Annotated in this window: 16 protein-coding genes and 1 riboswitch; of the genes, 6 read left to right on the forward strand and 10 right to left on the reverse strand. The window is 71.6% G+C overall.

The window, feature by feature from the left end; genetic code table 11:
• Positions 1-60: 60 nt before the first annotated feature.
• On the reverse strand, positions 61-813 hold the full coding sequence (locus tag LZF96_RS08320; RefSeq protein WP_233867972.1) for a copper homeostasis protein CutC: 753 nt from the start codon (positions 811-813) through the stop codon (positions 61-63).
• 46 nt (positions 814-859) lie between these two features.
• On the opposite strand from LZF96_RS08320, the gene LZF96_RS08325 reads away from it, so the two are divergent.
• Positions 860-1,582: a hypothetical protein gene (locus tag LZF96_RS08325; protein WP_233867975.1), complete on the forward strand. Its 723-nt coding sequence runs from the start codon at positions 860-862 to the stop codon at positions 1,580-1,582.
• Positions 1,583-2,014: 432 nt separating this feature from the next.
• Here the strand turns inward: LZF96_RS08325 and LZF96_RS08330 are convergent, their stop codons facing one another.
• Positions 2,015-2,290, reverse strand: coding sequence for a DUF4031 domain-containing protein (locus LZF96_RS08330; protein ID WP_233867978.1), 276 nt, complete (start codon positions 2,288-2,290; stop codon positions 2,015-2,017).
• 163 nt (positions 2,291-2,453) lie between these two features.
• Here LZF96_RS08330 and LZF96_RS08335 point away from each other — a divergent pair, with 163 nt between their 5' ends.
• Both LZF96_RS08335 and murQ read left to right on the forward strand, forming a co-directional pair.
• Entirely contained in the window at positions 2,454-3,401 is a 948-nt protein-coding gene (locus tag LZF96_RS08335; RefSeq protein WP_267940643.1) for a MurR/RpiR family transcriptional regulator, read from the forward strand.
• Positions 3,402-3,458: 57 nt separating this feature from the next.
• Complete coding sequence (murQ, locus tag LZF96_RS08340; protein WP_233867992.1) at positions 3,459-4,523, forward strand: N-acetylmuramic acid 6-phosphate etherase; 1,065 nt, start codon at positions 3,459-3,461, stop codon at positions 4,521-4,523.
• A 340-nt stretch (positions 4,524-4,863) separates the two neighbouring features.
• Here the strand turns inward: murQ and groL are convergent, their stop codons facing one another.
• From groL to thrC, 4 genes are all read right to left on the reverse strand, one after another.
• Entirely contained in the window at positions 4,864-6,492 is a 1,629-nt protein-coding gene (gene groL / locus LZF96_RS08345; protein ID WP_233867995.1) for a chaperonin GroEL, read from the reverse strand.
• Positions 6,493-6,984: 492 nt separating this feature from the next.
• Complete coding sequence (locus LZF96_RS08350) at positions 6,985-7,188, reverse strand: cold-shock protein (RefSeq protein ID WP_004986573.1); 204 nt, start codon at positions 7,186-7,188, stop codon at positions 6,985-6,987.
• Positions 7,189-7,649: 461 nt separating this feature from the next.
• Positions 7,650-7,925: a ubiquitin-like small modifier protein 1 gene (locus LZF96_RS08355; protein WP_233867998.1), complete on the reverse strand. Its 276-nt coding sequence runs from the start codon at positions 7,923-7,925 to the stop codon at positions 7,650-7,652.
• 257 nt (positions 7,926-8,182) lie between these two features.
• Complete coding sequence (gene thrC, locus LZF96_RS08360) at positions 8,183-9,484, reverse strand: threonine synthase (RefSeq protein WP_233868001.1); 1,302 nt, start codon at positions 9,482-9,484, stop codon at positions 8,183-8,185.
• Positions 9,485-9,501: 17 nt separating this feature from the next.
• Positions 9,502-9,643: riboswitch (SAM riboswitch) on the reverse strand.
• 123 nt (positions 9,644-9,766) lie between these two features.
• Here thrC and LZF96_RS08365 point away from each other — a divergent pair.
• Positions 9,767-10,741 carry a glucosyl-3-phosphoglycerate synthase gene (locus LZF96_RS08365; RefSeq protein WP_233868347.1) on the forward strand — a complete coding sequence of 325 codons (975 nt, stop codon included), beginning with the start codon at positions 9,767-9,769 and terminating at the stop codon, positions 10,739-10,741.
• 546 nt (positions 10,742-11,287) lie between these two features.
• Positions 11,288-12,733 carry a trehalose-6-phosphate synthase gene (locus LZF96_RS08370; protein ID WP_233868003.1) on the forward strand — a complete coding sequence of 482 codons (1,446 nt, stop codon included), beginning with the start codon at positions 11,288-11,290 and terminating at the stop codon, positions 12,731-12,733.
• A gap of 55 nt (positions 12,734-12,788) precedes the next feature.
• On the opposite strand, the gene LZF96_RS08375 is transcribed toward LZF96_RS08370, so the two are convergent.
• The 4 genes from LZF96_RS08375 to LZF96_RS08390 form a co-directional block, all read right to left on the reverse strand.
• On the reverse strand, positions 12,789-13,229 hold the full coding sequence (locus LZF96_RS08375; protein ID WP_267940644.1) for a PIN domain-containing protein: 441 nt from the start codon (positions 13,227-13,229) through the stop codon (positions 12,789-12,791).
• A complete protein-coding gene (locus LZF96_RS08380; RefSeq protein WP_233868009.1) occupies positions 13,226-13,486 on the reverse strand; it encodes a hypothetical protein in 261 nt (86 codons plus the stop codon). The genes LZF96_RS08375 and LZF96_RS08380 overlap by 4 nt, the downstream gene beginning before the upstream one ends.
• A gap of 80 nt (positions 13,487-13,566) precedes the next feature.
• Positions 13,567-14,349 (reverse strand): hypothetical protein, encoded by a 783-nt coding sequence (locus tag LZF96_RS08385; protein ID WP_233868012.1) that lies wholly within the window; start codon positions 14,347-14,349, stop codon positions 13,567-13,569.
• A gap of 251 nt (positions 14,350-14,600) precedes the next feature.
• Entirely contained in the window at positions 14,601-15,281 is a 681-nt protein-coding gene (locus LZF96_RS08390; RefSeq protein ID WP_233868015.1) for a hypothetical protein, read from the reverse strand.
• A 296-nt stretch (positions 15,282-15,577) separates the two neighbouring features.
• On the opposite strand from LZF96_RS08390, the gene LZF96_RS08395 reads away from it, so the two are divergent.
• Positions 15,578-16,168, forward strand: coding sequence for a DUF4190 domain-containing protein (locus LZF96_RS08395; RefSeq protein ID WP_308294169.1), 591 nt, complete (start codon positions 15,578-15,580; stop codon positions 16,166-16,168).
• Positions 16,169-16,330: the final 162 nt, after the last annotated feature.

The following is a 16,330-nucleotide window of genomic DNA, read 5'->3' on the forward strand; positions in this document are numbered from 1 at the left end:
CGGGGCGCACCCCCTCCGGCGCCGCCCCGGCGTTCGGCGGGGGAGTCGGCCGGGGGTGGGTCAGCCGGCGGTGGCGGGGACCGGTGGGGTTGCGGGGGTCGGGGTGTCCAGCGCGCGGCGCCAGGTGCGGACCGCCTCGGCGCACACCGGTCCGGCCCAGCCGTTCGGCCGGGCGGCGCCACCGATGTGGAAGGCCTTCAGGCCGGCCGCCCGCAGTGCGGGGAGGTGGTCCAGCCGCAGGCCGCCGCCGACCATCACGCGGGGGCCGGGGCGGGGACGGGGGGCGGGCGGCGGGGCGGCGGTCTGCGCGGCCTCCTCGCGCAGCACGCCCAGACCGGCGTCCACCCCGGCGGCCGAACCCGCCGTGAGCAGGGTGTCCAGCCCCGGCAGGCCGTCCACGGCGCGGCGGACGGCGCCCCGGTCGCGGGCGTGGTCCAGGGCCCTGTGAAAGGTCCAACGGACCTCGCCGAGAACGGCGAGGAGGGCTCCGATCGCGGGCAGGTCAGCCTCGCCGTCCGCGTCGAGGAAGCCGAGGACGAATTCGTCGGCGCCGGCTTCCCGCAGTGCGGCGGCCGTGGCGCACAGTCGCTCGAGGTCGGCGGCCCCGCCGACGGCGAACCCGTCGCGGGGGCGCAGCATGACCCGGATCGGCAGATCGACGGCGGCGCGCACAGCGGCGAAGATGGAAAGGGAGGGGGTCAGGCCGTCGGCGGCCATGTCGGTCACCAGTTCGAGGCGATCAGCCCCACCGGTCCGGGCCGCCACGGCGTCCTCGACGTCGAGGGCGATCACCTCGAGAAGTGGTCTAGACATATCGCAAAGAGTGTCACACACACCGTTCCGAGGAAAGGTCCAGACCATGTGCGCCGCACCCGGCTCACCCGTCGGACGGACCGGTGCCCCCGTCCGTTCACCCCTCACGCCCGTCCCGGGGACGACCGGCCCCGGGACGACCGGCGACTACGCGCCCCCGCCGGAGACCCGACTGGCCAGACTGCTCGGTGACCGGCCGGAGGTCACGGCACGGACCCGCGCCCTCCTCGCCCGCTGGGCCGAACCCGCCCGGCACTACCACACCACCGACCACCTCTGGGCCGTGCTCCGCCGCCTGGACCTGCTCACCGGCCACGCGGACGACCCCGTCGCCGTCGAACTCGCCGCCTGGTACCACGACGCCGTGTACGAGCCGGGCGCCCCGGACAACGAGGAGCGCAGCGCCCGCCTGGCCGAGGAGGAACTCCCCGCCCTCGGGATACCCGCCGACCGGATCGCCGAGGTCGCCCGCCTGGTACGGCTGACCGACGGCCACCGCACCGCCCCCGGGGACACCAACGGGGAGGCCCTGTGCGACGCCGACCTCGGCGTGCTCGGCGGTCCGCCGGAGGAGTACGCCCGCTACACGGCGGCCGTGCGGATGGAGTACGCGGCGGTGCCCGCCGACGCCTTCCGCGCGGGTCGCGCCGCCGTCCTGCGCGACCTGCTGGCCCTCCCCCGCCTCTACCGCACCCCGTACGGGACGGCGCACTGGGAGGCCACCGCCCGGTACAACCTGCGCGCCGAACTGGAACTGCTCACGGCTTGACCTCCTCCCCCTCGCGAGCAAAGGGGTTTCCCACCGCTCGCGCCGTGAGGCTTCCCGCTTCGTCGCCGACCACCCGCCCGGAGTGCTCCGATGATGACCGGCCCACCCGGCCCACCCGCCCGACCGGGCGGGGGCTCCGGATCACGCGGACCGCCGGGCCGCCGGGTTCCCCGCCCGGACGGGCCGCGAATCGTCGGGGCGCCCACGTCCCCGCCCCCGCTCTCAGCGGGAACGGGTACCGGCCCACCGCACCCACGCCCCCGAACCGCCCACCGCCGGGGCGGGCGAGCCGGGCGGGCCCCGCCCCGGCTCGCCCCGGAGGGAGGGCCGGGCGATTCCCGGGCGTCGCCCCCGGGCACCTCGCGGCGCACCACCGGGTCCGCGCCGGACGCCGACACCGGATACCGGCACCGGACGCCGACACCGGGCCGGTCACCGGCGCGGCGCGTACCGCTTGCGGCGACGCAGCCCCGAGGCGTGCAGCAGTCGCACGACCTCCCGGCTTCCCACCGGCCGCGCCCCGAGCCGGACCGCGTCCTCGTACCGCTCGGCCGGCAGGTCGTAGTGGTCCCGGTCGAAGGCGCGGGGCGGCACACCACCCATCCGCAGGACGAAGGCGTGGAGTTCGGCGGTGGAACGGTCGCTGATCAGGTGCGACCACAGCCGGCCGTGGCCCGGCCAGCGGGGCGGGTCGATGTACACCGCCATCCGCGCGTTCCCTCCGGGATCGTTTCCCGCCGCCGCCCGGCACGAGGGTTCCCGAGGGCGGCTCCGCCCACCAGTATGAACCCGGCGCGTGCCCCGATCGGCCGGCGCTCCGGGGTTGACGGAAGAACCCGTCCGAAAATATCTTTCAAACGTGAGGGAGTCCATGAAGAAAAATGCCGTACGGCGCGGGGAGCGGACCCGACCGGTCACCACCGTGCCGCGGCCGGCACCGCCCGAGCCGGCCGCGCTGGCCGCCAAGGTCCGCACCATGGCCCCCTCCATGACCCGTTCCATGCAGCGGGTCGCCGAGGCGGTGGCCGAGGACCCGGCCGGCTGCGCCGCCCTCACCGTCACCGCCCTCGCGGGGCGCACCGGAACCAGCGAGGCCACCGTCGTACGGACCGCCCGGCTGCTGGGTTACCCCGGCTACCGCGACCTGCGGTTGGCGCTCGCCGGCCTCGCCGCGCAACAGGCGTCCGGTGCCGCCCCCTCCCTGACCACCGACATCAGCGTGGACGATCCCATGGCGGAGGTCCTCGCCAAACTGACCCGCGACGAGCGGCAAACCCTCACCGACACCGCCGGCGCCCTGGACCTGCGGCAGGTGGAGGCCGCGGTCGCCGCCCTGGCCGCCGCGCCCCGCATCGACCTGTACGGCGTCGGGGCCTCCTCGCTGGTCGCCCAGGACCTGGCGCAGAAGCTGCTGCGGATCGGCAAGGTCACCCACGCCCACACCGACCCCCACCTGGCGGTCACCGGCGCCGTGCAGTTGCGCGCCGGCGACGTGGCCCTCGCCATCACCCACTCGGGCAGCACCGTGGACGTGGTCGAGCCGCTGCGGGCGGCCTTCGACCACGGTGCCACCACCGTGGCGGTCACCGGCCGCCCGAACGGCGAGGTCACCCGCTGGGCCGATCACGTGCTGACCACCTCCACCGCCCGCGAGAGCGAGTTGCGCCCGGCGGCGATGTCCAGCCGAACCGGCCAGTTGCTGGTGGTGGACTGCCTGTTCGTGGGCGTGGCACAGCTCACCTACGACACCGCGGCGCCCGCGCTGCGCGCCAGTTACGAGGCCCTGGCCCACCGCCACCCGTCCCGCGAGCCGCGCTGAGCGGCCGGCGCCCCGGCGCCGGCCCCGGCCCGCCCGATCCCGGAGATCCGCACGCCCATGAGCGCCGTTCCCTCCCCGACCCCGTCGATCCCCCAGCACCCCCGGCACCAGCCCTCCCCGTCATCCCCGCCGCCGGGGAATCCCGGCCCCGCCGACCGGCCGGGGCCGGGTGGGGATCCGCTGCGCGGCCAGTTGGAGAGTCTGACCACCGAGGCCCACCGGTCCGACCTCGCGGCGATCGACCGCCTGCCCACGCTGGAGATCGCGCGGGTGATGAACCGCGAGGACAGCGGGGTCCCCGGCGCGGTGGAGGCGGTGCTGCCGCGCATCGCGGCGGCCATCGACGCGGTGGCGGCGCGGATGGAGGAGGGCGGCCGGCTCCTCTACACCGGCGCCGGCACCGCCGGTCGGCTGGGCGTGCTGGACGCCAGCGAGTGCCCGCCCACCTTCAACACCGACCCCGAGACCGTGGTCGGCCTGCTGGCCGGCGGATCGGAGGCCATGGTCTCGGCCGTGGAGGGGGCCGAGGACGACGCGGCGGCCGGCGCGGCCGACCTCGACGCCCGGGGCGTCGGGCCGCTCGACACGGTGGTCGGCGTCTCCGCCTCCGGTCGCACCCCGTACGCCGTCGGCGCGGTGGAACACGCACGGCGGCTGGGGGCGCTGACCATCGGCCTGGCCTGCAATCCGGGCACACCCCTGGGAGCGGCGGCCGAACACCCCATCGAGGTGGTCGTCGGACCGGAGCTGATCACCGGCTCCACCCGACTGAAGGCCGGCACGGCCCAGAAGCTCGTGCTCAACATGATCTCGACGGTCACCATGATCCGCCTGGGCAAGACCTACGGAAACCTGATGGTGGACGTGCGGGCCACCAATGACAAACTGCGGGCCCGCTCGCGGCGGATCATCGCACTGGCCACCGGCGCCCCGGAGCCGGCGATCGAGAAGGCGCTGGCGGCCACCGGCGGGGAGGTCAAGCCGGCGATCCTGATGCTCCTCGCGGACGTGGACGCCGACACGGCCGGGCGTCTGCTGACGGACGCCCGGGGCCGCCTGCGCACCGCCCTCCTCGCCACCGGCGCGGCCTCCGGCGGATCCGCGGGTTCCCCGGCCGGGTAGGTCTCCCCGGCGAACGAGGGCTGAGGGCCGCTCGGCGCCGGATCACCGGGACACGGCGGATGGTGGCGAACCCGGGGCCGTGGGGAGGAACCCCCGGGATGACGTGGTGGCCGTTCTCCATCGGTCGCGGCACCCCCGCGTCGACCTGCTCGGCCGTCGGGCCCGATCCGGGCGAGGTCGGGCGAGGTCGAGGGGGCGAGCGGTGTACTCCGGGCGGTTCGCGGAGCCGCCGGGGAACGTCCCGGAACGCGCCGAGGGCGGCATCCCCGGTGTGGGGATGCCGCCCTCGGGCGTCTCACCGTGCGTCGGTGACGCGGTCGGCCCTTCCGATCCCGGGGGATCAGAAGTCCATGCCACCGCCCATACCGGCCGCCGCGGCGGCGTCGGCACCGGCGTTCTTCTCCGGCTTGTCGGCGATGACGGCCTCGGTGGTGAGGAAGAGCGCCGCGATGGAGGCGGCGTTCTGCAGCGCGGAGCGGGTCACCTTGGCGGGGTCGATGATGCCCTCGGCGATCAGGTCCACGTACTCGCCGGAGGCGGCGTTCAGGCCGTGCCCCGGGGTGAGGTTGCGAACCTTCTCCACCACGACGCCACCCTCGAGGCCGGCGTTGACCGCGATCTGCTTGAGCGGGGCCTCCAGCGCCAGCTTGACGATGGCGGCACCGGTGGCCTCGTCGCCCTCCAGGTCGAGCTTGTCGAAGACCGAGGCGGCCTGCAGCAGGGCCACGCCACCACCGGCGACGATGCCCTCCTCGACGGCGGCCTTGGCGTTGCGCACCGCGTCCTCGATGCGGTGCTTGCGCTCCTTGAGCTCCACCTCGGTGGCGGCACCGGCCTTGATGACGGCGACGCCGCCCGCGAGCTTGGCCAGGCGCTCCTGGAGCTTCTCGCGGTCGTAGTCGGAGTCGGAGTTCTCGATCTCGGCGCGGATCTGGTTGACCCGACCCTGCACGGCATCGCTGTCGCCGGCACCGTCGACGATGGTGGTCTCGTCCTTGGTGATGACGACCTTGCGGGCACGACCCAGCAGCTCCGGACCGGCGTTCTCGAGCTTGAGGCCGACCTCCTCGGAGATGACCTGACCGCCGGTGAGGATGGCGATGTCGCCCAGCATGGCCTTGCGACGGTCACCGAAGCCCGGGGCCTTGACGGCGACGGACTTGAAGGTGCCGCGGATCTTGTTGACCACCAGGGTGGACAGGGCCTCGCCCTCGACGTCCTCGGCGATGATCAGCAGCGGCTTGCCGGACTGCATGATCTTCTCGAGCAGCGGCAGCAGGTCCTTCACACCGCTGATCTTGGAGTTGGCGATGAGGATGTAGGGGTCCTCGAGCTCCGCCTCCATGCGCTCCATGTCGGTGGCGAAGTAGGCGGAGATGTAGCCCTTGTCGAAGCGCATGCCCTCGGTGAGCTCGAGCTCGAGCCCGAAGGTCTGCGACTCCTCGACGGTGATGACGCCTTCCTTGCCGACCTTGTCCATGGCCTCGGCGATCAGCTCGCCGATCTGGACATCGCCGGCGGAGATGGAGGCGGTGGAGGCGATCTGCTCCTTGGTCTCGACCTCCTTGGCCTGACCGAGGAGGGCCTCGGAGACCTGCTCGACGGCCTTCTCGATGCCCCGCTTCAGGGCCATCGGGTTGGCGCCGGCGGCGACGTTGCGCAGGCCCTCGCGAACGAGCGCCTGGGCCAGCACGGTGGCGGTGGTGGTGCCGTCACCCGCGACGTCGTCGGTCTTCTTCGCGACCTCCTTGACGAGTTCGGCGCCGATCTTCTCGTACGGCTGCTCGAGCTCGATCTCCTTGGCGATGGACACACCGTCGTTGGTGATCGTGGGGGCGCCCCACTTCTTCTCCAGCACGACGTTGCGACCCTTGGGGCCGAGCGTGACCTTGACGGCGTCGGCGAGCTGGTTCATCCCGCGCTCGAGGCCACGCCGTGCCTCCTCGTTGAACGCGATGGTCTTGGCCATGTGAAGGGGTCCTCCCAGAGACGGGGTGGATTGCTCCGGACCGCGCCGGCGCCCGCGACGGACGGCCCGCACACACGGTGGTTCCTTGCTCCACCGAGTTCCGCGGACCTCACCGAGACCGGTCCTTCTTTGTCACTCCCACCTTCGGAGTGCCAAGCCCATGATTAGCACTCGACCCCCGAGAGTGCAAGCGCCGACCGCCGGGTCGAAAGGTTCCGGACGTCCGCGCGCCCCCCGCGCGCCCCCGCCGGGAGACCGCCCGCGCCCCACCGGGCCCGCCGGAACGGGGGACCGCACCCGCTCCGTCACCCGTCCGGGGCGGGTTTCCGATGCCCGGGATCCGACCCCCGGCCGGGAGCGATCTCGGGATCGGGACGCGTACGGGTCGGCGGAGGGCTCCGAGCGCACGTTCCAGAAGCCGGACACGCGTCGGGCCCGCATCCCGGAGGATGCGGGCCCGACGGATACTCGGACGTTGCGGTGCCGCGGAGGTCAGGCGGTGACCCGGACCATATCGGCCTGTGGGCCCTTCTGGCCCTGCGAGATCTCGAACTCGACCCGCTGTCCTTCCTCGAGAGTGCGATAGCCGTCCATCTGAATCGCGCTGTAGTGGACGAATACGTCCGCACCACCGTCGACCGCGATGAAGCCGTATCCCTTCTCCGCGTTGAACCACTTGACGGTGCCCTGAGCCATTGCCAACTCCCCTGTTGCCGGCCTTTTCACGAGACCGCACCTCGCGGCCCCGGATCACACCTCTCGGGCTCCACCCCCGGCCGGACGGGGGTGTGCGCCGGAACGCGTGACCGCCGCTGAATGTATCCGCCCGGACGCCCACTGCAACAGGTCATTCGACCGGGAATTCCGGAGCCCCGGAACGGGCAAAGCGTGCGAAATGCCGAAAAGTATTGAGAGTTCGGGTGGGAGGAAGCGCGCCAATCCGGCATTCAAGGCGATGGTTTTCAGCACATGGGGGTGGCGAAGTGTCGCGAATTCATATGCGCCTCAGGCGCCCGGATGTGCCGGCGCGGAGCCCGGTGGACTCACTCTAGCGCCCCTCGGAAACGCCTCCGCCCCGGGACCGAGAAGGCCCCGGGGCGGTGCCCGAACCGTCGAACGCGCCGTTCGACGCCGGGTGGCCGACGGCACGCGGAGGGTCAGCCCCCGGCGACCGCCGGGATGATCGAGATCCCCGCGCCCTCGGGGATTTCCGTGGCCAGGCCGTCCGCGAAGCGCACGTCGTCGTCGTTGACGTAGACGTTCACGAAGCGGCGCAGCTTCCCCTCGTCGTCCAGCACCCGACCGGCGATGCCGGGGTGGTTGGCGTCGAGGTCCGCGAGCACCTCGGAGAGGGTCGTTCCCTCCGCCTTCACCTCGGCCGTGCCGCCGGTGTAGGTGCGCAGGATGGTCGGGATTCGGACAGTCACGCTCATGGGTGGTTCTCCTCGCCGTGAAACCCCGGGAGCCGGGGGCCGGATGGGGACGCGGATGGCACGGCGCCGCGGCGGGCGGGCCGTCGGGTCGGGCTGAACGATGCGGAACGGTGGAGACACGAAAGGGACGGAGAGGCCGGGGTGCGCCGGGAGGCCACGCCCCGGTGTCGGGCGAACCCGGGGCCCGGGGGCGTGGGACACGTCCCCCGCGCCGGGGTGTCCGGGGACGGTCCGTCCCCGGACACCCCGGCGCGGGCTCAGGCGAGCCCGGCCTCCCGGAAGGCGTCCAGATCCGGGCGGATCACCGCGGTCGGGCCCGTGGTCGGCGCCACCGCGTCCAGTGTCTTGAGGCCGTCCCCGGTGTTGAGCACCACGGTGGACAGCGTCGGGTCCAGCACACCGCTCTCGATCAGCTTGCGGGTCACGCCGACCGTCACGCCGCCGGCCGTCTCCGCGAAGATCCCCTCGGTGCGGGCCAGCAGCTTGATGGCGTCCACCACCTGCCCGTCGGTGACGTCCTCCACCGCGCCGCCGGTGCGCCGGGCGATGTCCAGCACGTACGGCCCGTCCGCCGGGTTGCCGATCGCCAGCGACTTGGCGATGGTGTCCGGCTTCACCGGCCGGATCACCTCGTGCCCGTCCTTGAAGGCGCGGGAGACCGGCGAGCAGCCCTCCGCCTGGGCGCCGAAGATCCGGTACGGCCGGTCCTCGACCAGCCCCAGGGAGATCAGCTCCCGAAGACCCTTGTCGATCTTGGTGAGCTGCGAACCGGAGGCGATGGGGATCACCAGCTGGTCCGGGATCCGCCAGCCGAGTTGCTCGCAGATCTCGAACGCCAGGGTCTTGGACCCCTCGGCGTAGTACGGGCGCAGGTTGACGTTGACGAAGCCCCAACCCTCGCCCGCCGGGTCGCCGATCAGCTCGCTGCAGAAACGGTTGACGTCGTCGTAGCTGCCCTCGATGCCGACCAGGTCGCCCCCGTACACGGCGGCCATCACGACCTTGCCCTGCTCCAGGTCGTGCGGGATGAACACGCACGAGCGCAGACCGGCCCGGGCCGCCGCGGCGCCGACCGCGCCCGCCAGGTTGCCGGTGGAGGAGCAGGAGAGGGTGGTGAAACCGAAGGCGCGCGCCGCCTCCAGGGCGTTCGCCACCACCCGGTCCTTGAAGGAGTGCGTGGGGTTGCCGGAGTCGTCCTTCACCCACAGCCCACCGGTCACGCCCAGCTCGGCCGCCAGCCGGTCCGCCCGCACCAGCGGGGTCCACCCCGGGTTCAGGTTCGGCTTGGTCGCCACGTCAGCCGGGACGGGCAGCAGCTCCGCGTATCGCCAGATGCTCGCCGGGCCCGCCTCGATCCGGGACCGCAGCCCCTCCGGATCACCGGTGGGAAGGTCGTAGGCGATCTCCAGGGGGCCGAAACACTCCGCACACGCGAAGATCGGGCCCAACGGGTACCGCTGCCCGCATTCGCGACACGACAGCGCGGAGGCCGGTCCGAGATCGACGGGGGCGGTGGAAGCGGCGGAAGCGGGGGTGGTGGGTGCTGAAAGCACGGACATGGGAGCGAGGCCCTCTCTCCTCATCTTCCCCGCGACGACCCTCGTCACGGGACGGAATTGGCACCTTCCCCACCGGGGACCTCGCAGCGGAATCGCGAGACCGGCGGGAGGGTTGCCGGGGCTTCAACGGGCCGTTCCCTCTGCCCCTCTGGATGAGCTGTATGCGATTGTCAAGCGGAGGCCCCCGATATGCGGAGGTCATCTTCGCTGCTCAAGACTGTAACCGACGGCCCGCACAATGACTCGGTCCGTCCAGTTCCCGAGACACCGAGGAGCGACATCGTGCTGGAAGAGGCAACGGAGTGGCTGAGTCGCCGGTCCTGGACCGCCGCCGACCGCCCGCTGTCACGGCTGGTGGCCGCCAAGCGCAAGGCGGGCCCGGCCGGCAGCGTCAGCGTCGTGCTCCCCGCGCTGAACGAGGAGGCGACCGTTGGCGAGATCGTCGAGGCGATCCGCCGCGACCTCATGGTCGACGCACCCCTGGTCGACGAACTGCTGGTGATGGACTCGGGCTCCACCGACCGCACGGCCGAGGTGGCCGCCGCCGCCGGGGCCAAGGTCGTGCACCGGGACGAGATCCTGCCCCGGATGCCCGCCCTACCCGGCAAGGGCGAGGTGCTCTGGCGCTCGCTGTTCGCCGCGAGCGGCGAGATCATCTGTTTCGTGGACGCCGACCTCAAGGAGTTCGACTCCACATTCGCCTCCGGCATCATCGGCCCCCTGCTCACCGACCCCGGGGTGCACCTGGTCAAGGCCATGTACGACCGGCCGCTGGGCACCGAGGCGTCGGGCGCCGGCCAGGGCGGACGGGTGACCGAACTGGTCGCCCGCCCGCTGTTGAACCTGCACTGGCCGCAGCTGGCCGGTGTCGTCCAGCCGCTCGGCGGGGAGTACGCCGCCCGTCGCTCACTGCTGGAACGCCTGCCGTTCCCGGTCGGCTACGGCGTGGAGCTGGGCACCCTGGTGGACACCCTCGACCTGTGCGGGCTGGACGCCATCGCCCAGGTCGACGTGGGGGTGCGCCGCCACCGGCACCAGGACGGGCAGGCGCTCGGCAGGATGGCCGCCGCCATCCTGCGCACCGCGCAGTCCCGTCTCCCGGTGCCGCCCGGGGTGATCCCGATCCGGCCCGGCATCACGCAGTTCGACCGTGCCCCCGAGGGCGGGTTCGCGCCCCGCCACCACGCCGTGGACACCGTGGAACGGCCACCGCTGGTGACCGTTCCCGAGTACATGGCCGCCCGTCGGGCCGCCTGAGCCGCCGACCCGACCCCCGTCCGGCCACTGGCCGACCCTCTTCCGCTTCCGACCCGGACTCCCGCCGAACCCCTTTCGGGCACGAGGGGGCACGCCCCGGGGCGGAGCGGAAAGCAGGCCGAAACGATCCCGGGACGAGCCCGGAGACGAGCCCGGAGACAACCGATCCCGTCCCACCCGATTCCGTGCGATCCCATCCGATCCGATCCGAAAGGCAGGACTCCCCGGCTCGGGAGCGCGAGCGATTGAACATTCGAACGATCGACGGTGCCGGTCCGACCGGCACCGGCACCCCGGGCCCGGGTGTCACCGGTGCCGACCGGGGCCCCCGCACACCGCCCCGTGTGCCGGCACCCGGTCCCCGGCAGCGTCGCCGGATACCGCCACCGCCCCGCACCCGTCCCCGGGGTACCGGGTACCCCGGGTGTGACCGGGCACCACCGTGCTCCCTTTCGGCACGCCCCCCGCGCCCCTCGTGCCCCTCCCGCCCCGGGTGCGTGACCGGACACACGTTTGACCGCCCCCCTGGCCGGCTATCCTCCGGCCATGGCCACCTCTGATCAGGTCCTGGTCGCGTCCAATCGCGGCCCGGTCGGTTTCACACCCGGCGAGGACGACACGCTCGTCGCGAAACGCGGCGGAGGCGGCCTCGTCTCCGGCCTCGGCGCCCTCGGAGACAACGCCGGGACCTGGGTCTGCGCGGCCCTGAACGACATCGACCGCGAAGCCGTCCGACGCGCCGCCGGCGGCCTTCTCGACCCCGCCGACACCGACGGCCGGGCCGTGCGGATGCTCGACATCCCCGCCCACACCTTCGACGCCGCCTACAACGGCATCGCCAACTCCGTCCTGTGGTTCGTCCACCACCTGCTCTACCGGTCGCCGCTCGAGCCGCTCTTCGACCGGCACTTCGAGGAGCAGTGGGCGGGTTACGAGGCATACAACGCCGCGTTCGCCGACGCCCTCGCCGCCGAGGCCGAACACGGCGCCCGGGTGCTGGTGCAGGACTACCACCTCTCGCTCGTCCCCGAAATGCTCCGCGAACGCCGCCCCGACCTGCGCATCGGGCACTTCTCACACACCCCCTGGGCGCCGCCCGAGTGCTACCGGATGCTGCCCGACGACATCGCCCGGGCCGTCCTGCGCGGCATCCTCGGCGGCGATCGCGCCGCCTTCCTCACCTGGCGGTGGGCCAAGGCGTTCGCCGACTGCTGCCGCGACCTGCTCGGGGCCGAGGTCGTCGACCGGGGCCACGAACTGCACCTCACCGTCGACGGCGAGACCACCCGGATCGGCGTCCACGGCCTCGGCGCCGACGGCGACTTCCTGCGCGAACGCTCCCACCGTCCCGACGTGGACGAGCGACTGGCCGCCCTCCGCGAGCAGGTCGGCGACCGCCGCACCATCGTGCGGGTGGACCGCACCGAACTGTCCAAGAACATCGTGCGCGGCCTGCACGCCTACCGCCGCCTGCTGCACGACCACCCCGAGTGGCACGACCGCGTGGTGCACGTCGCCTTCGCCTACCCCTCCCGGCAGGACCTCGCGATCTACCGCGAGTACACCGAGGAGGTCTCCCGGGTCGCCGACGGCATCAACGCCGAGTTCGGCCGCGACGGCTGGACCCCCGTGGTGCTGCACGTCAAGGACGACTTCGCACGCTCGCTGGCCGCCTACCGGATGGCGGACGTGGCCCTGGTCAACCCCATTCGGGACGGCATGAACCTGGTCGCCAAGGAGATGCCGGTCGTCTCCGACGAGGGCTGCGTCCTCGTGCTCTCCCGCGAGGCCGGAGCCGTCGCCGACCTGGGCGAGGAGGCCCTCGTGGTCAACCCCTACGACCTCGCCGGTACCGCCGACGCCCTGCACCGCGCGCTGTCCATGACGCCGGGGGAACGGACCGACCGCACCAAGCGGCTCGCCGCCGCCGCGACCGCCCTGCCGCCCACCGCCTGGTTCCTCGCCCAACTCCACGCCCTCGACGAACACTGAGCCGGGGCCGCCGCCCCACCCGGGTTCAGGGGCTCTCCCCACTCCCTCAAAGGGCTTATACCCGTACCCATCCCACAGGAGAAGGACGGTCGAGGGAAGCGGCAGCACACATCTTCGCCACATGGGAGGCGTCCGAGGAAGCGACCTTCACCATCCCCGAGGAGGCGGCGGCTGTAGCCACCACCAACGCGTCCACGACGCACTCGTGGCCATCGAGGCGTGTCTCCTCCAACAAACGGGCCGCCTCATCGGCGATCTCCTCGGTTACGGGAATCACCCTCAGGCGGGATCGCAACCATCGCAGCCGGCGGGCTGCCCCACCACTCCGCCTGACTTCCGCGATCGTGACCGCGCTGACGGCGGGCAGATACCCCTCACGAAGAGCCACGTCCAGAAGCGCCACCATGCGGTTCTCGTCATCCGCCAGGAGAGAAAGCGGTTGAGCGTCGAGAACGAAAAGGGCGCCCACCGGTTCCGTCCACCGGCCGCGGCTCATTCTCCTCGCCACGCCCGCTCGGCTCCCCTGACATCTTCCTCGGACAACGGACCCACCTCGCGCTCGTGCTCCTCAACGATCTCCCGGGCCCGAAGCAAAGCCAGCCAATGCTCGGCAGCGGCGTCCAGAAAACCGGAGAACCCTCGGGATCCGGCCCGTTCCTCGATCTCCTCCACTATTGAGCGGCGCAGGGTCACGGACTTCTTGACGGTCGTGTCGTCGGTACGAGCGGGCGATGATGACGTGGATGCAGCCATGACCCAACTATCCCACCAAGAGTAGGACAGCATCAAGCGGGTGTCGCCCCTCGCTCCCCACGGCTCCACCCTTCAGCCCTTCAGCGGACGATGGCCTGGACCTCCCGGACGGTGACATCGGTGCCGCCGTCGACCACTCCGTCGGGCAGCGTGCCGCCCGCGCCGGCATGGTCGCGCCAGGTCACCTCCCACGTCACCGTGGCACTGAGCCGGTACGACCCCGCCTGATGGGTGGAGCGCAGATACGTCACCCCGCACGGCGGATCCTCACCCGCACGACCCCGCGCGTACGGCTCCCCCACCGAGGCCCCCCGCATCCCGCACCGACCACCGGACGGATGCAACACCGCGTCCCCGGTCCCCGCGTCCAACCGCATCGCCACCGGCCGCGCGGTGGTCTCCGCCCAGATCCCGTAACCATCCAACGACGCCCGCACCGACACCGGCGCGAACCGATCCCCGTCCAACCACACCCACGTCGCCAGATTCACCGTCTGCACCGCATCCGGATTCAACGACAACTCCGTATCCGGCACCCGCGTCTGCTCCCACGCCAACGCCGCCAACGTCTCCCCCGACACCACCAAAGCATCCACCGGCGGTGACTCCGAGAAATCCACCCAGAACAACCGCCACTCACACGCGAACCGCTCCGAAGCCGGGAAATCCTCGTTCGTCACCCGCATCCAGAACATGCCCTCACCATCGAGATCACGATTGAAATCCGGGAACTCCCCCTCCTCCCCGAACCGCCCCTCGTGACCGACCCGCGCCGAATCCTTGTCCTCCTGCGGGAACGGCGCGGAGATGATCCGACCCTGCACCGCCGTCCAATACGCCTCCGCCTCCGCAGGCGTATTCACCGGCGCGTAATAACACGCCGGCGGCGACCACGACGACGACGCCAACGCCCCCTCCGACCCCGAAGCCGCAGGCGAGAACGTGATCTTCGGCCGAGTCGAAACCCCAGCACCGATACCACCCCCACCATCCGACTCGGCAACCGGGGGTGGTTTTTCGTCCACCTGGCGCTCACGATCCGCGCGAGCAGTTGACGATCCGAAAAGAAGAGGGATGAAAGTGAGAGCGAGGAGAGTGAAGGACCTACCTCTTGTCAACATTGCGGAGAATCCACCTCGGCCTCCTTTTCATGCGTCTGCCAAACTCCGTTTTCACCCAACTCCACCCGGTTGACGTACCGCGTGGGTAGGGCTTCGGAATCCGCCTCCTCGATCACTTCCCCGGTGGTGAAATCCTTGGTGTACACATCACTGAAATCTCTACAGAAGGTTACCAGCGCAGATGCATCATCAAGCATTTCAACCCCCCACCCAAAATAAACCATTTTCCCGGCCGAAGCGCTTCCCTCCTCCAGGAAGATTTCAATCAGCCCCATCTCCCGGAAAAGGGCATTCCCCTGAGTATAGAAGGAGACGGAACCATTCTCCGGGTCGTGGTTGGTGGCCACTTCGTAGACAGCCTCCAGTTGACGCCGAGAATCGGCGATGATGGCTCGCTCCACCGGATCGTCGGTGTCGGGCTCCTCGAAGATCATCTCCAGGTCGTCGGCGACGCGGATCTCCGGGCGGTCGATGCCGTCGTCCTCCGGAGCCGGGTCCTCGGCCGGCTCCTCCGGCTCGGGTTCCGGCTCCTCCGTCGCCTCCCCGGCACCGTCCGCACCCTCGATCGGCGCGGCGGCCCCGTCATCCCCCTCACCATCGGAGGAACAAGCGGTCAACAACAGACCCGCGGCCACCATCCCCGCCACGGCGGGACCGGCAAGACGACGCTTCATGACAAGAACTCCCCGGGGCAGCACGGCGGATGAGGGTGCGACACGCCACACCTCACGGCGTCGGCGCGTACACGCGCGGGATGCGGTGTCCCCCGCATGTCACTGTATGACGGGACGCGGACACGCCAACAGAGGTTTCGCGCCCGCCGGAACTCATCGCCATCAGACGGAATCACAGCCGGTCACGGCACCGGTGGCACGGCTTGCCGGCATCGAATCGGAGGGAACCTCTCTCTTTCCGGAGGCGTCCGGGATGATGGGGGCAGAGCACGTACGACGTGCGGGGAGGTACGGGGATGTCGATGCAGCAGTGGCCGGGCTCCGGTCCGTACGGAAACGTGCCCCAACGGCAGCCGGGCCCCATGCCCGGCCCCGGTGGTCAGCAACCGATGATGCGCGCCTCGGATTCGGATCGGGCGCGTGCGGAGGACGTGCTGAAGGCCGGATACGCCGAGGGCCGATTGAGTAAACACGAGTTCGAGCAGCGGATGGCGCACGTGCACGCCGCCGCGACCTACGGCGAGTTGCACCGCCTGCTCGCCGACCTGCCGCAGGGGCCCTCACCGCTGCCCGCCCCGGTACCGACCTTCCAGGGACCGGTGCCCGCGCCGATGCCGTACGTGCCCCAGCGTCCCTGGTCGCCCGTCCCGCCCCCACAGCAGACCAACGGCAACGCGGTGGGCGCGCTGGTGTGCGGGGTGCTGTGCCCGTTCACGTGGGGGGTGACGTCGATCCCTGCGATCATCCTCGGGCACAAGGCCCGTTCGGATGTCCAGCGCACCGGTGAGAAGGGCGAGGGCATGGCCCTCGCGGGCCTGATCCTCGGGTATCTGACCCTGGCGGGCTGGATGGTCCTGCTGTTCGGGATCGCGGTGACCGGCTTCTGACACCGTGCCGGCCTCCCCACCGACCGCCGGCCACCTGCGCGTCGGGTGGGGTCATGGAACGTTCCGCGACCCCACCCGACGCGCAGGTGCGTTCACCCACCCCCAGCCGTCGTGCCCCACCCCGGTCGGCGCCGTCCCTCACCCGGGGCCGGGTTCGGCCCC

This window comes from Streptomyces sp. ST2-7A, assembly GCF_021390475.1.
GTDB lineage: Bacteria > Actinomycetota > Actinomycetes > Streptomycetales > Streptomycetaceae > Streptomyces.